General features: G+C 57.7%; 13 protein-coding genes. 10 read left to right on the forward strand and 3 right to left on the reverse strand.

All coding sequences use genetic code 11. The features are described 5' to 3' along the window. Window positions 1-93: 93 nt before the first annotated feature. The 3 genes from fepD to fepC are packed head-to-tail and all read left to right on the forward strand — an operon-like array spanning window position 94 to window position 2,884. Window positions 94-1,098: a Fe(3+)-siderophore ABC transporter permease gene (gene fepD, locus KIF87_RS10880; RefSeq protein WP_213328731.1), complete on the forward strand. Its 1,005-nt coding sequence runs from the start codon at window positions 94-96 to the stop codon at window positions 1,096-1,098. Then, window positions 1,098-2,087, forward strand: a complete 990-nt coding sequence (fepG, locus tag KIF87_RS10885; RefSeq protein ID WP_213328830.1) for an iron-enterobactin ABC transporter permease — start codon at window positions 1,098-1,100, stop codon at window positions 2,085-2,087. Before fepD ends, fepG begins: the two co-directional genes overlap by 1 nt. Continuing rightward, entirely contained in the window at window positions 2,084-2,884 is an 801-nt protein-coding gene (gene fepC, locus KIF87_RS10890; RefSeq protein ID WP_213328732.1) for an iron-enterobactin ABC transporter ATP-binding protein, read from the forward strand. The genes fepG and fepC overlap by 4 nt, the downstream gene beginning before the upstream one ends. Window positions 2,885-2,992: 108 nt before the next feature. Here fepC and entF read toward each other — a convergent pair whose 3' ends face one another. From entF to fes, 3 genes are read right to left on the reverse strand one after another with little or no spacing between them, the layout of a single operon-like run. After that, the gene (gene entF, locus KIF87_RS10895; protein ID WP_213328733.1) at window positions 2,993-6,850 is read right to left on the reverse strand and encodes an enterobactin non-ribosomal peptide synthetase EntF; all 3,858 of its coding nucleotides are present in this window, start codon (window positions 6,848-6,850) and stop codon (window positions 2,993-2,995) included. Further along, window positions 6,847-7,059: an MbtH family protein gene (locus KIF87_RS10900; RefSeq protein ID WP_213328734.1), complete on the reverse strand. Its 213-nt coding sequence runs from the start codon at window positions 7,057-7,059 to the stop codon at window positions 6,847-6,849. Before KIF87_RS10900 ends, entF begins: the two co-directional genes overlap by 4 nt. A 10-nt stretch (window positions 7,060-7,069) precedes the next feature. After that, on the reverse strand, window positions 7,070-8,269 hold the full coding sequence (gene fes / locus KIF87_RS10905) for an enterochelin esterase (protein ID WP_213328735.1): 1,200 nt from the start codon (window positions 8,267-8,269) through the stop codon (window positions 7,070-7,072). Between the two features lie 146 nt (window positions 8,270-8,415). On the opposite strand from fes, the gene KIF87_RS10910 reads away from it, so the two are divergent. From KIF87_RS10910 to KIF87_RS10940, 7 genes are all read left to right on the forward strand, one after another. Then, window positions 8,416-10,665, forward strand: a complete 2,250-nt coding sequence (locus tag KIF87_RS10910; protein WP_213328736.1) for a TonB-dependent siderophore receptor — start codon at window positions 8,416-8,418, stop codon at window positions 10,663-10,665. Window positions 10,666-10,749: 84 nt separating this feature from the next. Further along, on the forward strand, window positions 10,750-11,412 hold the full coding sequence (gene entD, locus KIF87_RS10915) for an enterobactin synthase subunit EntD (RefSeq protein WP_213328737.1): 663 nt from the start codon (window positions 10,750-10,752) through the stop codon (window positions 11,410-11,412). A 395-nt stretch (window positions 11,413-11,807) separates the two neighbouring features. Then, a complete protein-coding gene (locus tag KIF87_RS10920; protein ID WP_045909632.1) occupies window positions 11,808-12,026 on the forward strand; it encodes a hypothetical protein in 219 nt (72 codons plus the stop codon). Between the two features lie 140 nt (window positions 12,027-12,166). After that, window positions 12,167-12,409, forward strand: a complete 243-nt coding sequence (locus KIF87_RS10925) for a hypothetical protein (protein ID WP_213328738.1) — start codon at window positions 12,167-12,169, stop codon at window positions 12,407-12,409. A 132-nt stretch (window positions 12,410-12,541) separates the two neighbouring features. Further along, window positions 12,542-13,816 (forward strand): HlyD family secretion protein, encoded by a 1,275-nt coding sequence (locus tag KIF87_RS10930; RefSeq protein ID WP_213328739.1) that lies wholly within the window; start codon window positions 12,542-12,544, stop codon window positions 13,814-13,816. Further along, complete coding sequence (locus KIF87_RS10935; protein ID WP_213328740.1) at window positions 13,809-15,941, forward strand: peptidase domain-containing ABC transporter; 2,133 nt, start codon at window positions 13,809-13,811, stop codon at window positions 15,939-15,941. The genes KIF87_RS10930 and KIF87_RS10935 overlap by 8 nt, the downstream gene beginning before the upstream one ends. After that, the gene (locus KIF87_RS10940; RefSeq protein ID WP_213328741.1) at window positions 15,938-18,043 is read left to right on the forward strand and encodes a prolyl oligopeptidase family serine peptidase; all 2,106 of its coding nucleotides are present in this window, start codon (window positions 15,938-15,940) and stop codon (window positions 18,041-18,043) included. The genes KIF87_RS10935 and KIF87_RS10940 overlap by 4 nt, the downstream gene beginning before the upstream one ends. Window positions 18,044-18,051 lie beyond the last annotated feature (8 nt).

Genomic DNA, 18,051 nt, shown 5'->3' on the forward strand with positions numbered 1-18,051 from the left:
CTATTTCTACCCTTTCCATGGGCGCACATGCTAACATAGCCAAATAAGATAGATAACGATAATCACTATCATTATCAAATCATGGATGTTGCTATGTCGTTTTCCTCTTCTGCGGTGCGCGCCGTTGCCGTGCCCGTTTTACTGCTGCTCCTGAGCCTTGCGGTAGCACTCAGCCTGCTGGTCGGCGCGAAGCCGCTGCCCGCGTCCGTTATCGTTGATGCGCTCTCCGGCACCTGCCAGAGCGCCGACTGTATTATCGTGCTCGACGCCCGACTGCCCCGCACGCTTGCCGGACTGCTGGCGGGTGGCGCGCTCGGCCTTGCCGGTGCCCTGATGCAAACCCTTACCCGTAACCCGCTGGCAGACCCCGGCATTCTCGGCGTTAACTCCGGCGCCAGCTTTGCCATCGTGCTCGGCGCGGCGCTTTTCGGGTTGACCTCGCCCTCCGAGCAGCTGGTCATGGCCTTCTGCGGCGCGCTGGCCGCCTCGCTGGTGGTCGCGTTTACCGGCAGCCAGGGCGGCGGGCAGCTGAGTCCGGTACGTTTAACGCTTGCGGGCGTGGCGCTCGCGGCGGTGCTGGAGGGCCTATCCAACGGCATCGCCCTGCTCAACCCGGACGTTTACGACCAGCTGCGCTTCTGGCAGGCCGGTTCGCTGGATATCCGCACCCTTGAAACCCTAAAAGTGGTGGCGATCCCGGTCATTATCGCCGCCGCCGTGGCGCTGTTTTTAAGCCGGGCGCTCAACAGCCTGAGCCTCGGCAGCGACACCGCGACCGCCCTCGGCAATAGGGTAGCGCGCACGCAGCTGATTGGTCTGCTCGCCATCACCGTACTGTGCGGTAGCGCGACCGCGGTGGTCGGCCCGATCGCCTTTATTGGCCTGATGATGCCGCACATGGCGCGCTGGCTGGTGGGGGCGGATCACCGCTGGTCGCTGCCGGTGACGCTGCTGGCCACCCCTGCCCTGCTGCTGTTTGCCGACGTGCTGGGCCGCCTGCTGGTGCCCGGCGAGCTGCGCGTCTCGGTGGTCAGCGCCTTTATCGGCGCGCCGGTGCTGATCTTCCTGGTTCGTCGTAAACGTGGAGGTGGCGCATGATGGCCCCATCCCGTCGTTTACTCACCAGCGTCTCGCTGCTGCTTATCGCCATTCTGCTGCTGGCGGTCTGGAGCCTGCGCAGCGGCGCGGTGACGCTCGATCTTGCGCAGGTGTTTAACGCCCTGCTCGGCAGCGCGCCGCGCAACATCACCATGGTGGTGACGGAGTGGCGACTGCCGCGCGTGGCGATGGCGATTCTGGTCGGCGCGGCGCTCGGGGTGAGCGGTGCGATATTCCAGTCGCTGATGCGTAACCCGCTCGGCAGCCCGGACGTGATGGGCCTCAACACCGGGGCCTGGAGCGGCGTGCTGGTGGCGATGGTACTGTTCGGCCAGCACCTGACGGCGATTACCTTTACGGCGATGGCGGGCGGCATTCTCACCTCCCTGCTTATCTGGGCGCTGGCCTGGCGCAACGGCATCGACACCTTCCGCCTGATCATCATCGGGATCGGCATCCGCGCCATGCTGATGGCCTTTAACACCTGGCTTTTACTGCAGGCCTCGCTGGAAACCGCGCTCTCTGCCGGGCTGTGGTACGCCGGTTCCCTCAACGGCCTGACGTGGGGCAAAACCTGGCCCGCCGCGCCGCTGATTTTGCTGATGTTTATCGGCGCGCTGCTGCTGGTGCGGCGTATGCGTCTGCTGGAGATGGGCGACGACAGCGCCTGCGCGCTGGGCGTGGGCGTCGAGCACTCGCGCCTGATGCTGATGCTGGTCGCCGTACTGCTGACCGCCGCCTCTACCGCGATTGCCGGGCCGATCTCGTTTATCGCCCTCGTGGCACCGCACATCGCCCGCCGCCTCAGCGGGACGGCGCGCTGGGGCTTAACCCAGGCGGCGCTGTGCGGCGCGCTGCTGCTGCTGGCCGCCGATCTCTGCGCCCAGCGGCTGTTTATGCCTTATCAACTGCCGGTGGGCGTGGTGACCGTCAGCCTCGGCGGGATTTACCTCATCGTCTTGCTCGTTCAGGAGTCACGCAGGAAATGACAGATTCTACAACCCGCTTGCGCGGCGAAAACCTCACTCTCGGCTACGGCAAAAAAATCATTGCCCGTGACTTATCCGTCGCCATTCCGGACGGCCATTTTACGGCAATCATCGGGCCGAACGGCTGCGGCAAATCGACCCTGCTGCGCACGCTGAGCCGCCTGATGACGCCATCTGAGGGCAGCGTGTTCCTCGACGGGGAGCAGATCCAGCGCTTTGCCAGCAAAGAGGTGGCGAGGCGCATTGGGCTACTGGCGCAAAACGCCACCACGCCTGGAGACATCACGGTGCAGGAGCTGGTCTCGCGCGGGCGCTATCCGCACCAGCCGCTGTTTACCCGCTGGCGCAAAGAGGACGACGAGGCGGTCAGCCGCGCGATGGTAGCAACGGGGATTACCGATCTGGCCCAGCAGAGCGTGGACACCCTCTCCGGCGGACAGCGTCAGCGCGCGTGGATCGCGATGGTGCTGGCGCAGGAGACCTCCATCATGCTGCTGGACGAGCCGACGACCTGGCTCGACATCAGCCATCAGATTGATCTGCTGGAGCTGCTGAGCGAGCTGAACCGCACGCAGGGGTATACCCTGGCGGCGGTGCTGCACGATTTAAACCAGGCGTGCCGCTACGCTACGCACCTGATTGCCTTGCGAGACGGTGAGATCGTGGCGCAGGGCGCGCCGAAAGAGATTGTGACGCCGGAGCTGATCGAGCGGATCTACGGCATGCGCTGCATGATTATTGACGATCCGGTGGCGGGTACGCCGCTGGTTGTGCCGTTGGGCAAACGTGCGGTCTGATGCCCTCACCCCAGCCCTCTCCCACAGGGAGAGGGAGCAAACCCAACAAACATCAACCACGGATCCGTAGGCCGGGTAAGGCGTAGCCGCCGCCCGGCGCTTTTGACGTTACCCCAATATCTCCCTCAACACCGGCCCAATCTTCTCAAACGCCTGCGGTGAAATGATATCCACGTGGGCGCAGTCCTGGCTGTACACCTCAAGCTCCGCCACCCACGGCGCCCACGCAACCTGCGGATCCATCGTTCGCGTGCGCTCGGCGACAAACAGCGTCGCTTTGCCGTCAAACCGCGCGCTGTGCGCCGTGGTGAGCAGCCGCACCGCGTCGGCGTAGTTGCCCTCGATAGCGTTAAACAGCTCGCTTGAGCCCTGCCCCTGCTGAGCGGCGATAAACGCCTGACGCTCGCGCTCGATTTCCGCCAGCACTTCCGGGTCGAGGCCGTTGGCCTCTTTCTCCGCCCAGTTCTGGGTTTCCGGCGGCCAGGTATCCAGCAGGCCGAGGAAGGCCACCTCTTCATCCAGCTCGCGCAGACGGGCGGTAATTCCCTGCGCCAGCGTACCGCCGAGGGAATAGCCGAACAGATAATACGGCCCCTGCGGCTGCTGCTGACGCAGCGTAGCCAGGTGGTGCTCAATGACTCCATCCAGATCCGCACGCTGCTGCATCGGGCCGTCCGGGCGCGGCGACTGAATGCCGGTGATCGACCAGCGCGGGCTGAGATAGCGCGCCAGCACGCTAAACTGCCAGGCAAAGCCGGACGCCGGATGGAAGCAGAACAGCGTCGGGCCGTCGCCTTCCCTCAGCGGAAGAAGTGTTTCATACCCCAGCCGCTGCGCCTGCTCGTCGCTCATCTGCGAGTCCAGCAGCGCGCTGAGCTTGCTCACCGTCGAGGCGACCATAATCTGCCCCGGCGTAACCTTGCGCTCGAACGCGCGGCTAAGCTGTGCCGCCAGGCGCATCGCCAGCAGTGAATGTCCGCCGAGGGCAAAGAAGTCGGCCTCAACGTCGTTCACCTCGCAGCCCAGTAGGGCGGAAAACGCCTGCGCGACGGCGGCTTCGGTTTCCGTCTCCGGCGCGCGGCCGGATGTTTTGCTGGTCAGCTCCGGCAGCGGCAGCGCCTTGCGGTCGAGCTTGCCGTTCGCGCTGAGCGGCAGCGCGCTGATTTGCAGCAGCACCACCGGCACCATGTGCGGCGGCAGCTGCGCTTTGAGCGACTCCAGCAGCGCGTCGCGATCCAGCGGTAAGCCGGATTCAGAGACCATGTATCCCACCAGCTGGCGGGCATCGCCGCCGGTGGCCGCCGCCTGGTTGAACACGCAGGCGTGCGCCACGGCCTGAGCCACGTCCGGCAGCGACAGCATCGCCCGGTCGATTTCACCCAGCTCGATGCGCTGGCCGCGAATTTTTAGCTGATCGTCGCTGCGGCCGAGATATTCCACCGCCCCGTTGTCCAGCCAGCGGGCAACGTCGCCGGTGCGGTACATCCGCTCGCCGGGGGCAAACGGGTCGGCAATAAAGCGGCTGGCGGTGAGGTCCGGACGGCCCAAATACCCCTGCGCCAGCTGAATGCCGGTGAGATACAGATCCCCCGCCACGCCGAACGGCACCGGGCGCATCATCGCGTCCAGAATGCGCAGCCCCGTGTTCCACACCGGGAAGCCGATCGGCACGCTGTTGCCTTCCACGGCCGCCAGCTCGGGACCAAACGCCGGATACCAGCTCACGTCCACCGCCGCTTCGGTTGGGCCATAGAGGTTATGCAGCGGCGCACGGGTGAGCTGCTCCCACTCGCGGCACAGCTCGGTCGGCAGCGCTTCGCCGCTGCAGAACACCTGCTTAAGGGTTTTGCAGCACGCCGCATTTTCCGGCGTCAGCGAGGCGACAAAGGCCGCCAGCATCGACGGCACGAAGTGGGTAGTGGTCACGCCGTACTGGGCAAAGAAGCTCTGCATCGCCTGCGGATCGCGGTGCGCGTCCGGCTCGGACATCACCAGCTTCGCTCCGGCGATAAACGGCCACCAGAACTCCCACACCGACACGTCAAAGCTGCACGGCGTTTTCTGCGCCACCACGTCCGTCGCGTCCAGCGGGTAATGGTCCTGCATCCACTTCAGGCGGTTAACGATAGCGGTATGGCCGACCATGACCCCTTTCGGGCGGCCCGTCGAACCGGAGGTAAAGATGATGTATGCCGTCTGCTCCGGCTTCGCCAGGTGCAGCGGTTCCGCATCCGCAGCCGGTAACAGTGTGTTGTAACTAAATGCCGTAATCGGCAGATCGCTAAAGCGCGGGAGCTGCTCGTCGGTGGTAATGAGCAACGAAGGTTTGGCATCTTCCAGCATCATCCGCAGACGGTCATCCGGGTAGCCGGTGTCGAGCGGCAGCCACGCGGCACCGGCCTCAACGATGCCGTGCAGCGCCAGCGTCAGGAACACCGAGCGCGGGAGTGCCACCGCCACGCTGTCGCCCGGCTTCACGCCGCGCTCGCGCAGCAGGTTTGCCAGCGCGACCACCTGCTCGCGCATCTGACGATAGCTGAGCTCAATATGCGCGTCCGCCAGCGCGGGGGCGTCCGGCGTTTTGCTCGCCTGCTCCGCCACCAGATCCGCCAGCGTTGTGGACGGCAGCGCCAGCCTGGTATCGTTGATGCGCGCCAGCTGCTGGTATTCCTGCTCTGAAACGGTTTCCACTTCGCCACAGCGCAGGTCAGGGTTGGCCGCAAACTGCATCAGCATCGCGTTCAGACGCGCGACGTGACGGGAAAGCGTCGCCTCATCGTAACGCTGTTTATTGGCGAGGATCTCAATGCTCAAGCCGCCCTGCTCGTCCGGGAACAGCGCCAGCTCGAGATCGTTAACCGGGCCGGTTGCCAGCGTGTGGGTGATGGCCACCACGCCATCGATATCCAGCTGATAATCGAACACCTTGACGTTCAGCACCGGGCCAAACAGCGCTTCGTCGCCTGCGGCACGCCCGCCGTCGCGCACGATCTGCTCGGCGTCGTAGCGCTGGTGACGGCGCATCTTTTTCAGCTGGTTCGCCAGGCGCAGCGCCAGCTCCGGCAGGCTCTCCTGCGGGTTGATATTCACCGCCAGCGGCAGGACGTTGAGCACCGGCCCGGTCGCGGTCAGCGCGGCGGAGCCCATGCGGCGCATAAAGATAAACCCGGCGGCGTAGTCGAGCCGCCCGGTCAGGCGGCCCAGCCACAGCGCCACCAGCGCAAGGGCCAGATCGGTACGCTGCGCCTGCCCTGCCGCCTGTGCAAGCTGGCTAAAGGCGCGGCCGTCGGCGGCAATTTTCAGGCGCAGGATATCGGTTGTCGCCGCGCGGCCCGGTAAAGGAGCAGCAGAAAGCGACACCGGAGAAGGAAGCTGCCTGAGCTGCTCCGCCCAGAAGGCACCGTCGCGCGCGTAAGCCTCGCTGTCGCGATAGCGCTGATACTCTTCCACCACCTCGGCAAACGGCGTAAACGGGGAGGCGGGCGTCGGTTCACCCTTTTTCCATGCGGCGTAAATAGTGGCGATCTGGCGGGTAATGGCCGGGAAGCTGAAGCCATCCACCACAAGATGGTGATAGCGCTGATACCAGTACCAGTGGTTTTCCCCCACCTGAATCAGCTGGTGAAACGCCAGAGGCTGACCGCTGTCAACGCGCAGGTTTTGATTGAGATCGGCCTCCATCAGCGCCGCGGCAGCCGCATGGGAATCGACGCGAACGATGGACGGCTCCGGCAGCATCATGGACGCATCCACCCACTGCCACACCTCGCCGTTCTCCTCGGCAAAACGCATCCGCAGGGTATCGGCCTGCGTCATGCCTTCAGCGATGGCTTTTGCCAGCAATGGCGCGTCGATATCGCCTTTCAGTTCGGTGTAGTGCGCCACGCTCCAGGCGTTTGGCAGGGAGGACAGCTGTTCCGCCATCCAGATACCCGGCTGGGCGGCGACGAGAGGAAGACGGTTCATGCGCTCCCCTCCGCAAAATTGGACGGTTCAAGCGTGCGCCAGTGCCCAGCCAGCCACTGCTGGCACGCCTCCTGAGACTGCGCTTCGCACACCACGCGCCACCCCGCAGGCAGTTCGCACTGCTGCGGCCACAGGCTGTACTGCCCCTGGTCGTTTTGCAAAATGGCGAACTGTCCCTGCGGATTATCGAAAGGATTGCTGAATTCCATACAGACTCCGTTATTGAATGAGCGGCTGCCAGAGGGTCATCAGCCCCTGCGTCAGCCCACCGCGCCAGCAAAGCGCGTCGTGTCCGCCGTCAACCTGACGCCAGTAAACCTGCTGCTGCGCGCGTAGTTCGGCGTAAATCGCCTGATTGGCATTGAAAATCAGCGGCTCGTTGCGCCCGGCCTCAAGGACGATACGTAGCCCGCTCGCGGCTAGCTCACCCGCTCTGAGCTGTTCAATGAGGCACCCGTCCTGCTGCCCGCCGCGGTGCGGCCACCAGTACGAGCCGGACTGGCTCAGCACGCAGCCAAAACGCTGCGGCCAGTTGAGGCCAGCATAAAGCGAAGAGAGTCCGCCAAAGCTCTGGCCCGCCACCACGGTACGGTCGGCGCGGTCGCTAAATGGCGCGAGATTTTGTACGAGAGGGAGAAGTTCTTCCTGCACCGCCAGCCAGAAATCGGGATTACAGGGCAGTTCCCGGCTGCGGTGTTCCGTGTCGATCGCATCAATTAAGACGTAGACCGCAGACGGCAGTTTGCGCTCGGAGGTGAGCGAGGCCAGCGTGGGCCAGACCGGCATGCTTTCGGCCCAGAACTGCCCGTCGAGCAGCACCGCCAGCGGGCGCTCGGGGCCGTCATCCCCGGTGGCAAAAATCCACACGCGGCGGCGGTTGTTCAAACGCGCGCTGTTCCACTCAATGCAGACAGGCGGCTGATACGGCGTATCGGGACGATCCCAGCCGGGCTGAACGGGCGCGTCCGGCATCTCAAGCGCCGAGACGGCATGACCGCGCCCGCCGCGCCAGCTCTGCGGATTCAGCGGGTCGGACACCGCGTGCGGCAGCAGCTTGCGCCAGCCTTCGCGCAGCGCCATGCGGTCCGGCCGTGCGCCTTCAAACACGGTATCGGCAAAATCATTTTCATTCACAGAAGGGATAAAACAGTAGCTCCCGCGCCACTCGGGGCTGAACTCGCCCTGCCACTGCCAGACGTCGGTATCCGGGATGCGTTCGAGGGACTGCGGGCGGGCAAGTTGATGGTGATCGGTCACGCCGGTGATGTAGAGCCAGACGCGTTTAACTGCTGACGTTTTCTGCGTTCCTGCCGGGTCTCGCCACCAGAAGGTGACGCGATAGCTCGCCCTCAGACGTTCCCATTCTGGCCCGTTTTTCGACTGCCACCAGGCTTCACTTCCGGTTGTTAACGCCGTCACCCTTATAACCTCATGTTTAACAGACTTTTTTGCTTCAGGACAAATTTTATTGATAATATTATTGATAACTATTTGCATTTGCAATAGCGTAATGCCCGCGCTGTGGGAAGCGCGCTCATTAAATAACCATAAAAGCGGGACGTACAATGAATAAGAAGATTCACTCTCTGGCCTTGCTGGTCAATTTAGGGATTTATGGTGTTGCGCTGCCCGCCATGGCAGACGACAAGACCGCCTCTGCGCAGCACGAAGATACGATGGTGATCACCGCCGCCGAACAGAATTTACAGGCGCCGGGCGTGTCAACCATCACCGCCGATGAGATCCGTAAAAACCCGCCCGCGCGGGACGTGGCTGAAATCATCCGCACCATGCCGGGCGTTAACCTGACCGGAAACTCCACCAGCGGCCAGCGCGGCAACAACCGTCAGATTGACATTCGCGGCATGGGCCCGGAAAACACGCTGATCCTGATCGACGGCAAGCCGGTGACCAGCCGTAACTCCATCCGTCTGGGCTGGCGCGGCGAGCGCGACACCCGCGGTGATACCGGCTGGGTGCCGCCAGAGATGATCGAACGCATCGAGGTTATCCGCGGCCCGGCCGCCGCGCGCTATGGCAACGGTGCGGCAGGCGGCGTGGTAAACATCATCACCAAAAAATTCGACGACCAGTGGCATGGCTCCTGGAACACCTACCTGAACGCGCCAGAACACAAGGACGAAGGTTCCACCAAACGCACCAACTTCAGCCTGAGCGGGCCGCTGGGCGGCGACTTCAGCTTCCGCATGTTCGGTAACCTGGACAAAACCCAGGCCGACGCGTGGGACATTAACCAGGGTCACCAGTCTGACCGTACCGGTGCCTACGCCGACACGCTGCCGGCGGGCCGTGAGGGTGTGGAGAATAAAGATATCAACGGCGTGGTGCGCTGGGACTTTGCGCCAATGCAGTCCCTGGAGTTCGAAGCAGGCTACAGCCGTCAGAACAACCTCTACGCGGGCGATACCCAGAACACCAACAACGATAACAGCTCCAGCGGGCTGGTGAAGAAAAACTACGGCAAAGAAACTAACCGTATTTATCGTCAGAACTTCGCGGTCACCTGGAACGGCGGCTGGGATAACGGCATCACCACCAGCAGCTGGGCGCAGTACGAACACACCCGCAACTCGCGCCTGGGCGAAGGGCTGGCGGGCGGGCTGGAAGGCCTGTTCAACAGCAACAAATTCACCGACACCGACCTGGTCGACGTGATGCTGCACAGCGAAATCAACCTGCCGATTGATTTCCTCGTCAACCAGAACCTGACCCTGGGAACCGAGTGGAACCAGCAGCGCATGAAGGACTCAACCTCCTTTACGCAAACCCAGCAGGGCGGCACCATTCCGGGCATGAGTAACGATCGCAGCCCGTACACCTCAGCGGAGATCTTCTCCCTGTTCGCGGAAAACAACATGGAGCTGACCGACAGCACCATGCTGACCCCGGCGCTGCGCTTCGACCACCACACCATCGTCGGCAACAACTGGAGCCCGTCCCTGAACCTGTCGCAAGGTCTGGGGGATGACTTCACGCTGAAGATGGGGATCGCGCGCGCCTATAAAGCGCCGAGCCTGTACCAGACCAACCCGAACTACCTGCTGTACAGCAAAGGCCAGGGCTGCTACGCCAGCGGTGACGGCGTGGGCTGCTACATGATGGGCAACGACGACCTGAAAGCGGAAACCAGCATCAACAAAGAGATTGGTCTGGAGTGGAAACGCGACGGCTGGCTGGCGGGCGTGACCTGGTTCCGCAACGACTATCGCGACAAGATTGAAGCGGGCTACGCGCCGATCGGTCACACCTCTTCCGGTAAAGTTCAGACGGATATCTACCAGTGGGAAAACGTGCCGAAAGCGGTGGTCGAAGGGCTGGAAGGCTCCCTGAACGTGCCGGTCAGCGACACGATTAACTGGACCAACAACATCACCTACATGCTGCAGAGCAAGAACAAGGAGACCGGCGACCGTCTGTCGATCATTCCGGAGTACACGCTGAACTCGACACTGAGCTGGCAGGTACATCAGGACGTGTCGCTCCAGTCGACCTTTACCTGGTACGGCAAGCAGCAGCCGAAGAAGTACAACTACAAAGGTCAGCCTGTGACCGGGTCTGAGAAAGATGAGGTTAGCCCGTACAGCATCGTTGGCCTGAGCGCGACCTGGGACATGACCAAAAACGTCAGCCTGACCGGCGGCGTGGATAACGTCTTCGACAAACGCCAGTGGCGCGCGGGTAATGCCCAGACAACCGGAAACACCACCACCGGTGCGTATATGTACGGTGCGGGTGCGTATACGTATAATGAACCGGGTCGCACCTGGTACATGAGCGTGAATACGCGTTTCTGATACAGGCAGTAACTCCCCCTCTCCCCGTGGGAGAGGGCCGGGGTGAGGGCATCAGGCCGCACTATTTGCTGATAGAGGAAAAACATGCACACCACCCACAGCACGTTCATTCTCGCCGGCCACACCGTCCATCGCGTCACCTTCGACCCAACCACCTTCACCGACACCGATCTCCTTTGGCTCCCCCACCACGCTGAGCTTTCAAACGCCGGGCGCAAACGCAAAGCCGAGCATCTTGCCGGACGCATCGCCGCCGCGCATGCGCTCGGTGCGATACATGAACGCGCGATTCCCGGCATCGGCCCCAGCGGCGAACCGCTCTGGCCGGAAGGGGTTTCGGGGAGCATCACCCACAGCGGCACGCAGGCGATGGCGGTTGTCGTCCGCGACCAACATGCGCTTATCGGCATCGACTGCGAAACGATTCTCTCCTGGAATGAAGCAGTTGCGATAAAAGAGGGCATCGTCAATGCGCAGGAAGAAGCGAGCCTGTCGGGTACGGGCTACCCTTTCGCGCTGGCATTGACGCTGGCGTTCAGTGCTAAAGAGAGCCTCTTTAAAGCCCAGTTTCCCGAGGTAAAAGAGTACATGGGATTTGATTGCGCGCGGGCTACTGCCCTGGATGAAAGAACCCTAACCCTGACGCTCGCACATCCGGCAGGTCGTTATCATCAGGGGGTCAGTTTTACGCTGGCCTGGCAACGTACTGGCGAGAGCATCTGCACGATGATCGTGGAGCGGCAATAAAGCTTTGGTTTTTTCTCTCCCGGATTATTACACTTTTAATTTATTCAAACGCAATTTAATTATATAACCCTCCCTATTAAACGGACCTCCCGCCTCCCCCCCCACAAAAAACTCACCCAGCAATATAACCTTACGCCTGTCAGGTAAAGATGTTAAGGGGGGCAGTCCTCACCCTACCATATGTAATAGCTATTAAAATCTTCCTTAATTATTTGAATATCGCTCGCATTCAATGCCCTTACATAACAGAATTTCGCTATAAAAACGCGCGTCAGATCAAAACTGCGGCAATGAAAAATAGATAAAGATAAAATAAGCCATTTCCTTTTTTACTCATTTAGGGCCATGATGTTTGCGCTGTTTTACTTTAAATCGATACAACTAAGGAAAGTATAATGCGTGAATTAAATCAAAATGAAATGAGCAGTGTCGCTGGCGGAATTGGTGCTGGTAACGGGAACGGTAATCATAGTGGCAATGGCAACGGCAACAGTGGTGGTAATGGCGGAACCTGTAACGGTGGCAATGGCGGTAATGGCGGTCGCGGAGGTAATGGCGGCAACGGCGGTAATGGCGGAAACTGCGGCGGTGGTAATAATGGCGGTCGCCGTTAATCAACCATAAAAGCAAATACGACGGCTCACTATATATTGTCATTGTGGGCCATCGTAAAGGATGGCCTTATTTCATCAGGAGATGAAAATGCGAGAACTACTGAATTCTGAGATGCAGCTTATTTCCGGAGGATCACAATGTGACGGCGGTAACGGCGGCAACGGGGGCGCCGGTGGGAACGGAGGCCGTGGAGGAAACGGTGGCAACTGTGGTTCAGGGAATGGCGGCAACGGCGGCAATGGCGGGCGCGGGGGTAACGGAGGAGATGGCGGTAACGGTGGTCCCGGCGGGAAAGGGGGTAAAGGAGGCAAAGGTGGCCCTGGTGGACATGACGGACGCAACGGCAAAGATGGCTGAATCTTTGCGGGTTCAGCATTACTGACAGAAAGCTAATGACCAGGACAGTATGTGAACGTTCTGGAACAGGCGGAATAACCAGGCGCCATTCAGCTAAAATTGTCGCCTGGAATCAGGCTAAATCTCATAGACTCGCTTTACAAAAGGAATAGCGTGCGTGTATCGCCAACAAGCGGTTGAACACAAAAAAATGCGATGGCAGGGAAAGGCCTTATTGCTGCCTGGCGTTCCGATTTGGCTTGTTGCTGGATTATCTGCTTTTTTTATTATTGCCTTTATCGCTTTTATTTTGACGTTCAGCTACACAAGAAGGATCACCGTGATGGGTGAGATATCCACTTATCCTCGCTCATCAAATGTATATGCCAGTGTCCAGGGCGTTGTGGTTAAACAGTTTGTCACTGAAGGCCAACTGCTCAAAACAGGCGATGCCATCTACATGATAGATGTCAGTAAAAGCACGCGTAGCGGTGTTGTGAGCGATAATCAGCGAAGGGATGTTGATAACCAACTTACGCGTATTGCTCAAATCACGGCTCTTCTCCTGGAGAATAAGAGAAATACCCTGGACATGCTAAAAAAACAAAAAGAGCAATATAGCGCAGCCCTCAAACGTTCCTCAGACATTATCGCACAAGCCCAGGAAGGCATTCGCGTCATGAAAACGAACATGGAAAACTATCGGCATTATCAAGCGCGTGGTCTTATTACGCAGGATCAGCTGATAAACCAGATAGCCTTATATTACGAGCGACAAAATAATATGCTTAATTTGTCTGCTCAAAGCGATCAGAACGCATTGCAGGTGACCACTCTCGAAAGTCAGATTCAAACTCAGGCTGCAGAATTCGATAATCAGATCCATCAGATGGAGCTTCAGCGCTACGAACTGCAAAAAGAGCGTCTGAATATTGATGCCGGGGGCGCAATTATTATCCGGGCAATGGCTGAAGGGCGGGTAGACTCCTTGAGCGTTACGGTTGGTCAGATGATCAAACCTGGCGACAGCCTCCTGCAAATTATCCCTCTGACTATCGATCACTTTTCTCTTGTCACCTGGGTGCCTAATGAGGCCGTCCCCTATCTTTCTCCTGGCGACCGGGTAAACATCCGCTATGAGGCGTTTCCTGCACAAAAATTTGGCATGTTTGGCGGCACCATTTCGGTTATATCACGCTCCCCTGCCTCTCCTCAGGAGATGCAAACCTACCAGGGAGCACTTAAAGCGACCTCACCCGGGGCTGCCCCCTACTACAAAATTATTATCAGGCCTGACAGACAAAATATTGTCTATGCGGGCAAACGTCTGAGTTTAGGCAACGGTATGCAGGCTCAAAGCACCTTATTTCTGGAAAAAAGGAAGATCTACCAGTGGATGCTTTCCCCCTTCTACGATATGAAAAATAGCGCCGGGGGCCCGGTAAATGAGTAAACGCTCTCTTAAAGCACTCATCGAACAGCTGGATCTCCAGTTGCGCTCCCGGGTTCCGCTGGTCCATCAGACGGAATCGTCAGAGTGCGGCCTGGCCTGCCTCGCGATGATCTGTAGCCACTATGGCAAACAGAGCAACCTCATCGCCTTGCGTCAACAATTTAACCTGTCGGCACGCGGCACCACGCTGGCAGGCATGACGCAAATCGCTGAACAACTTGGGCTAGGAACACGCAGTTTATCCCTCGATCTGAATGAACTCAGCGCGCTTAAGACCCCGTGCATCCTGCACTGGGATTTTAACCATTTTGTGGTTCTCGTCAGCGTGAAGCAGAATCGGGTCATTCTCCACGACCCCGCCCGTGGCCGAAGAAAAGTGAGTCTTGAGGAGATGTCGCAATACTTCACCGGCATAGCCCTCGAGCTATGGCCCGAAAGTACCTTTGCCGCACAGCCCACAAGCAACCAGTTCAGCCTCAGGTCACTGGCCACAAAGGTGCACGGCCTTAAGGGTATGTTAGGTAAAATCTTTTTCTATTCGCTCATTATTGAAACCATCAACCTGCTTATACCGATCGGCACTCAACTCGCGCTGGATCATGCTATTCCCGCTGCAGATATGGGCTTGTTAACGGTGATTTGTATCGGCCTGTTTCTCTTTACTTTACTGCGCGTGGCGTTGAGCGCCCTGCGTTCATGGTCCTCATTGATGATGACGACGCTTATCAATGTACAGTGGCAGTCCGGGCTTTTTACCCATCTCATACGCCTGCCGCTGAGCTATTTTGAACGGCGAAAGCTGGGCGATATTCAGTCGCGTTTTGGGTCACTGAACACGCTTCGGGAAACCTTTACCAGCAGCATCGTTGGGGCACTTATCGACGGAACCATGATGATAGGTGTCATCGTGATGATGATACTTTATGGCGGCTGGCTGACTGGCGTGGTTATCGGCTTTACTGCGCTGTATGTTCTAACCAGACTCTTGACCTACAGTACCTATCGCGAATTATCGGAAGAAACTCTCATCAGAGATGCCCGCACCCGCTCTTATTTCATGGAAACGTTATACGGTATCGCAACCGTCAAAATGCAGGGTTTGAGTGAACGACGCGGCACTCACTGGCTAAATCTGGAAATTGATACGATCAATACAGAGATAAAAATCACCAAAATGGATCTGCTTTTTGGTGGCGTAAACGCTTTTATTATCGCCTGCGAACAAATAACAATGCTATGGCTGGGTTCAAGACTCATCATAGAAAACGCGATGACGATTGGGATGTTCATCGCTTTTGGCGTGTTCAGGGAACAATTCGCCGACAGAATCTGGTCACTTACCCATTTTTTGATGAAGTTGCGCATGATGCATCTGCACAACGAACGTGTCTCCGATATTGCGCTTAACGTAAGAGAAATGAAAAAGCCTGACAGGGAAATCATAAATACCATGCAACCTGTTACGCTGGAAACCTGCGCGCTGAGCTATCGCTATGACGACCATTCCGCCGATGTGTTTCGCGATCTTTCATTTCAGGTTTCAGCTGGCGAAAGCGTGGCGATTACAGGACCATCAGGGGCTGGGAAAACCACGCTTATGAGAGTACTTTGCGGGTTATTTGAACCCCGTTCGGGCTCAGTCACCATCGACGGAAATGACATTCAACAGCTGGGTTTAAACAACTATCGTAAAATCATCGGCTGCGTTATGCAGGATGATAAGTTGTTCTCTGGATCAATCAGGGAAAATATTTGTGGATTCGATGACAAAGCCGATAAGGACTGGATGGAAGTCTGTGCTCGCGCCAGTTATATCCATGACGTGATTGTTAAAATGCCTATGGGATACGAGACCTTAATTGGCGAACTCGGTGAAGGATTATCGGGCGGACAAAAGCAACGACTCTTCATTGCGCGCGCGCTATATCGTAAACCCGGAATTTTATTTATGGATGAAGCGACCAGCGCGCTGGACGAGGAGAGTGAGGGCTATGTCAATGCAGCCATCAAAAAGTTAAACATCACGCGAATTATCATCGCTCACAGGCAATCAACTATCGCATCCGCTGAACGCGTGATTCGACTAATGCCACTGACAGAACAGCATGGATCCAGCTCGACATGAAAGATTGCCTGATAAAAAGACTAAAACGCATCAGTAAGCAGGTAATTATTGCTACTCTCACGTTGTTCAGCGGTCTCTTTTTTGTTCATGCGAACGAAAAGCCATATGAGGATTACATGGATCCTTATCAATGGATGGAAACTCATCCCCAACAGACCGCACGCTGGTTAAATCAACGTTCAAACCAGACGGTTAACATGCTCCACGCCCTTCCCTGGCGAAACGTGCTGGCGAAAAGGTTGAGCGAGTTAGTGAATACGGCCCCCACTATTTCAGATATTTATGATGCGGGAGACAATCGTTTTTATCTCCGCTCATCGGCCGAACACCCCTACCTGCGGCTGTTTGTTAAAGAAACAGGGAAGCCTGAGCGGGTGCTCATCGATCCGCCTGTGGGTTATGGGATTAACTTTTTCATTCCTTCACATGATGGTCGCTTCGTGGCAGTTGGGCGCTCACGAAATGGAACGGAAAGCACAGATATCACGGTGTTCAGAGTGGCTGATAACGTGGTATTAGACACTCGCATCCCCGCCGTTCGCTACCCCAATGTTGTTTGGGCCGCAGATAATCAGTCCTTTTATTACAGTCTGAACACCACAACTCAGGATTCAGGACGGCAGACCTGCGGCAAGGTCTATCTCCATCATATAGAAAGCAACAACGATGTTATAACGTTTGACTGGCGCACCATTCCAGAACTCGCACAGCAATCCTGCGAAAACGTTAATCTTTACGCCTCACCTGATTCTGACTATCTGATTGTTAACGTATCAAAATCCATTAGCGGCTATGGCAGTTCTCTTTTTTCCGCTAAAAAAGACGCAGATGGCAACGGCACGCTCAACTGGACCAGGATTGTTGATCCCGATGAAAATGTCTCTGCCTTTGTTTATTCCGGGAGATGGATTTATCTGGCGAGTTATAACGCCTCATCCGGCTATGATATTTCACGAATCGATCTGGCCGCCCCCACATCCACCAGAGCGCCCGTGATGAGTTGGTCAAATGGGGAGCTAACGCAGCTAAGCATTAGCCGGAATTCACTTTATGTGGCGTACCATGACGCCGGCAGCAGTAAATTCATGCGTATTCCGTTTGCTGATATCAGTAAATCCCAGACAATTCCGGTTCCATCAGATGAAGACGTGAGTGCGATATTTGCCAGCAGTGATAGCAAAGATATTCTCTTCACCCGCCAGGGCTGGCTCAAGCCCCCTGTGATTTATCATTATCAACCAGGGGATAACATTATCCGCAACACTGAGCTAATTCCGCCGATAAGCCAGCCCCTGACAGACTATGTGGTGGAAGAAAAATGGGTGACCACAGCAGAGAATGTTCGCGTCCCGCTTACGCTCATTTATCGTAAAGGGATTGTACGCGCGGGTACGTCTCCCACCTGGCTGACGGCTTATGGCGCGTATGGCGTAAGTACGTTTCCGTCATTCGATCTGTCGCGCCTGCTCTGGCTTGAACAAGGCGGTATTCTCGCTATCGCGCATGTACGCGGAGGCGGCGAACTAGGACCCGCATGGCATGAAGAAGGAAGAGCGGATAAGAAAGAAAATTCCATTACCGATTTTATTCGTTGCGCTGAATATCTTATCGACAATAGCTACACCTCACCGTCAAAGCTGGCGATCGGTGGCGAGAGCGCAGGGGGAATTATCGTGGGTATGGCGATGACTCAGCGCCCGGAACTGTTTGCCGCTGTGGCCATAGACGCAGGGATGCTGAATACCAGCCGACTGGATAAAATTCCGATAGGCGTGATGAACTATGAAGAACTGGGATCGCCGCTGACGCCGTCTGGCAGGCGCACCTTAGTGAAAATAGATGCATACCGGCATCTGGTGCCTCAAAAACTGTATCCTCCCGTTCTGTTGACCGTGGGCCTGAATGACCAGCGCGTTTCCCCATGGCAAACAGCAAAATTCGCAGCCCGTTTAGAGGCGATAAGCACGCCGCGAAATGTGCTGGTGTTGGCTTACCGTCAGGGAGGACACAGTGCTGCAACCTATGCCGAGGCCGATTCAAAATTAATCGACACGGTAAGCTTCTTTAGCTGGAAAACCGGTCTTCAGGTTCAGGATAGATGAAAGCGGCA

The sequence above is a fragment of the Enterobacter sp. 120016 genome (assembly GCF_018383635.1).
GTDB lineage: Bacteria > Pseudomonadota > Gammaproteobacteria > Enterobacterales > Enterobacteriaceae > Enterobacter > Enterobacter asburiae_D.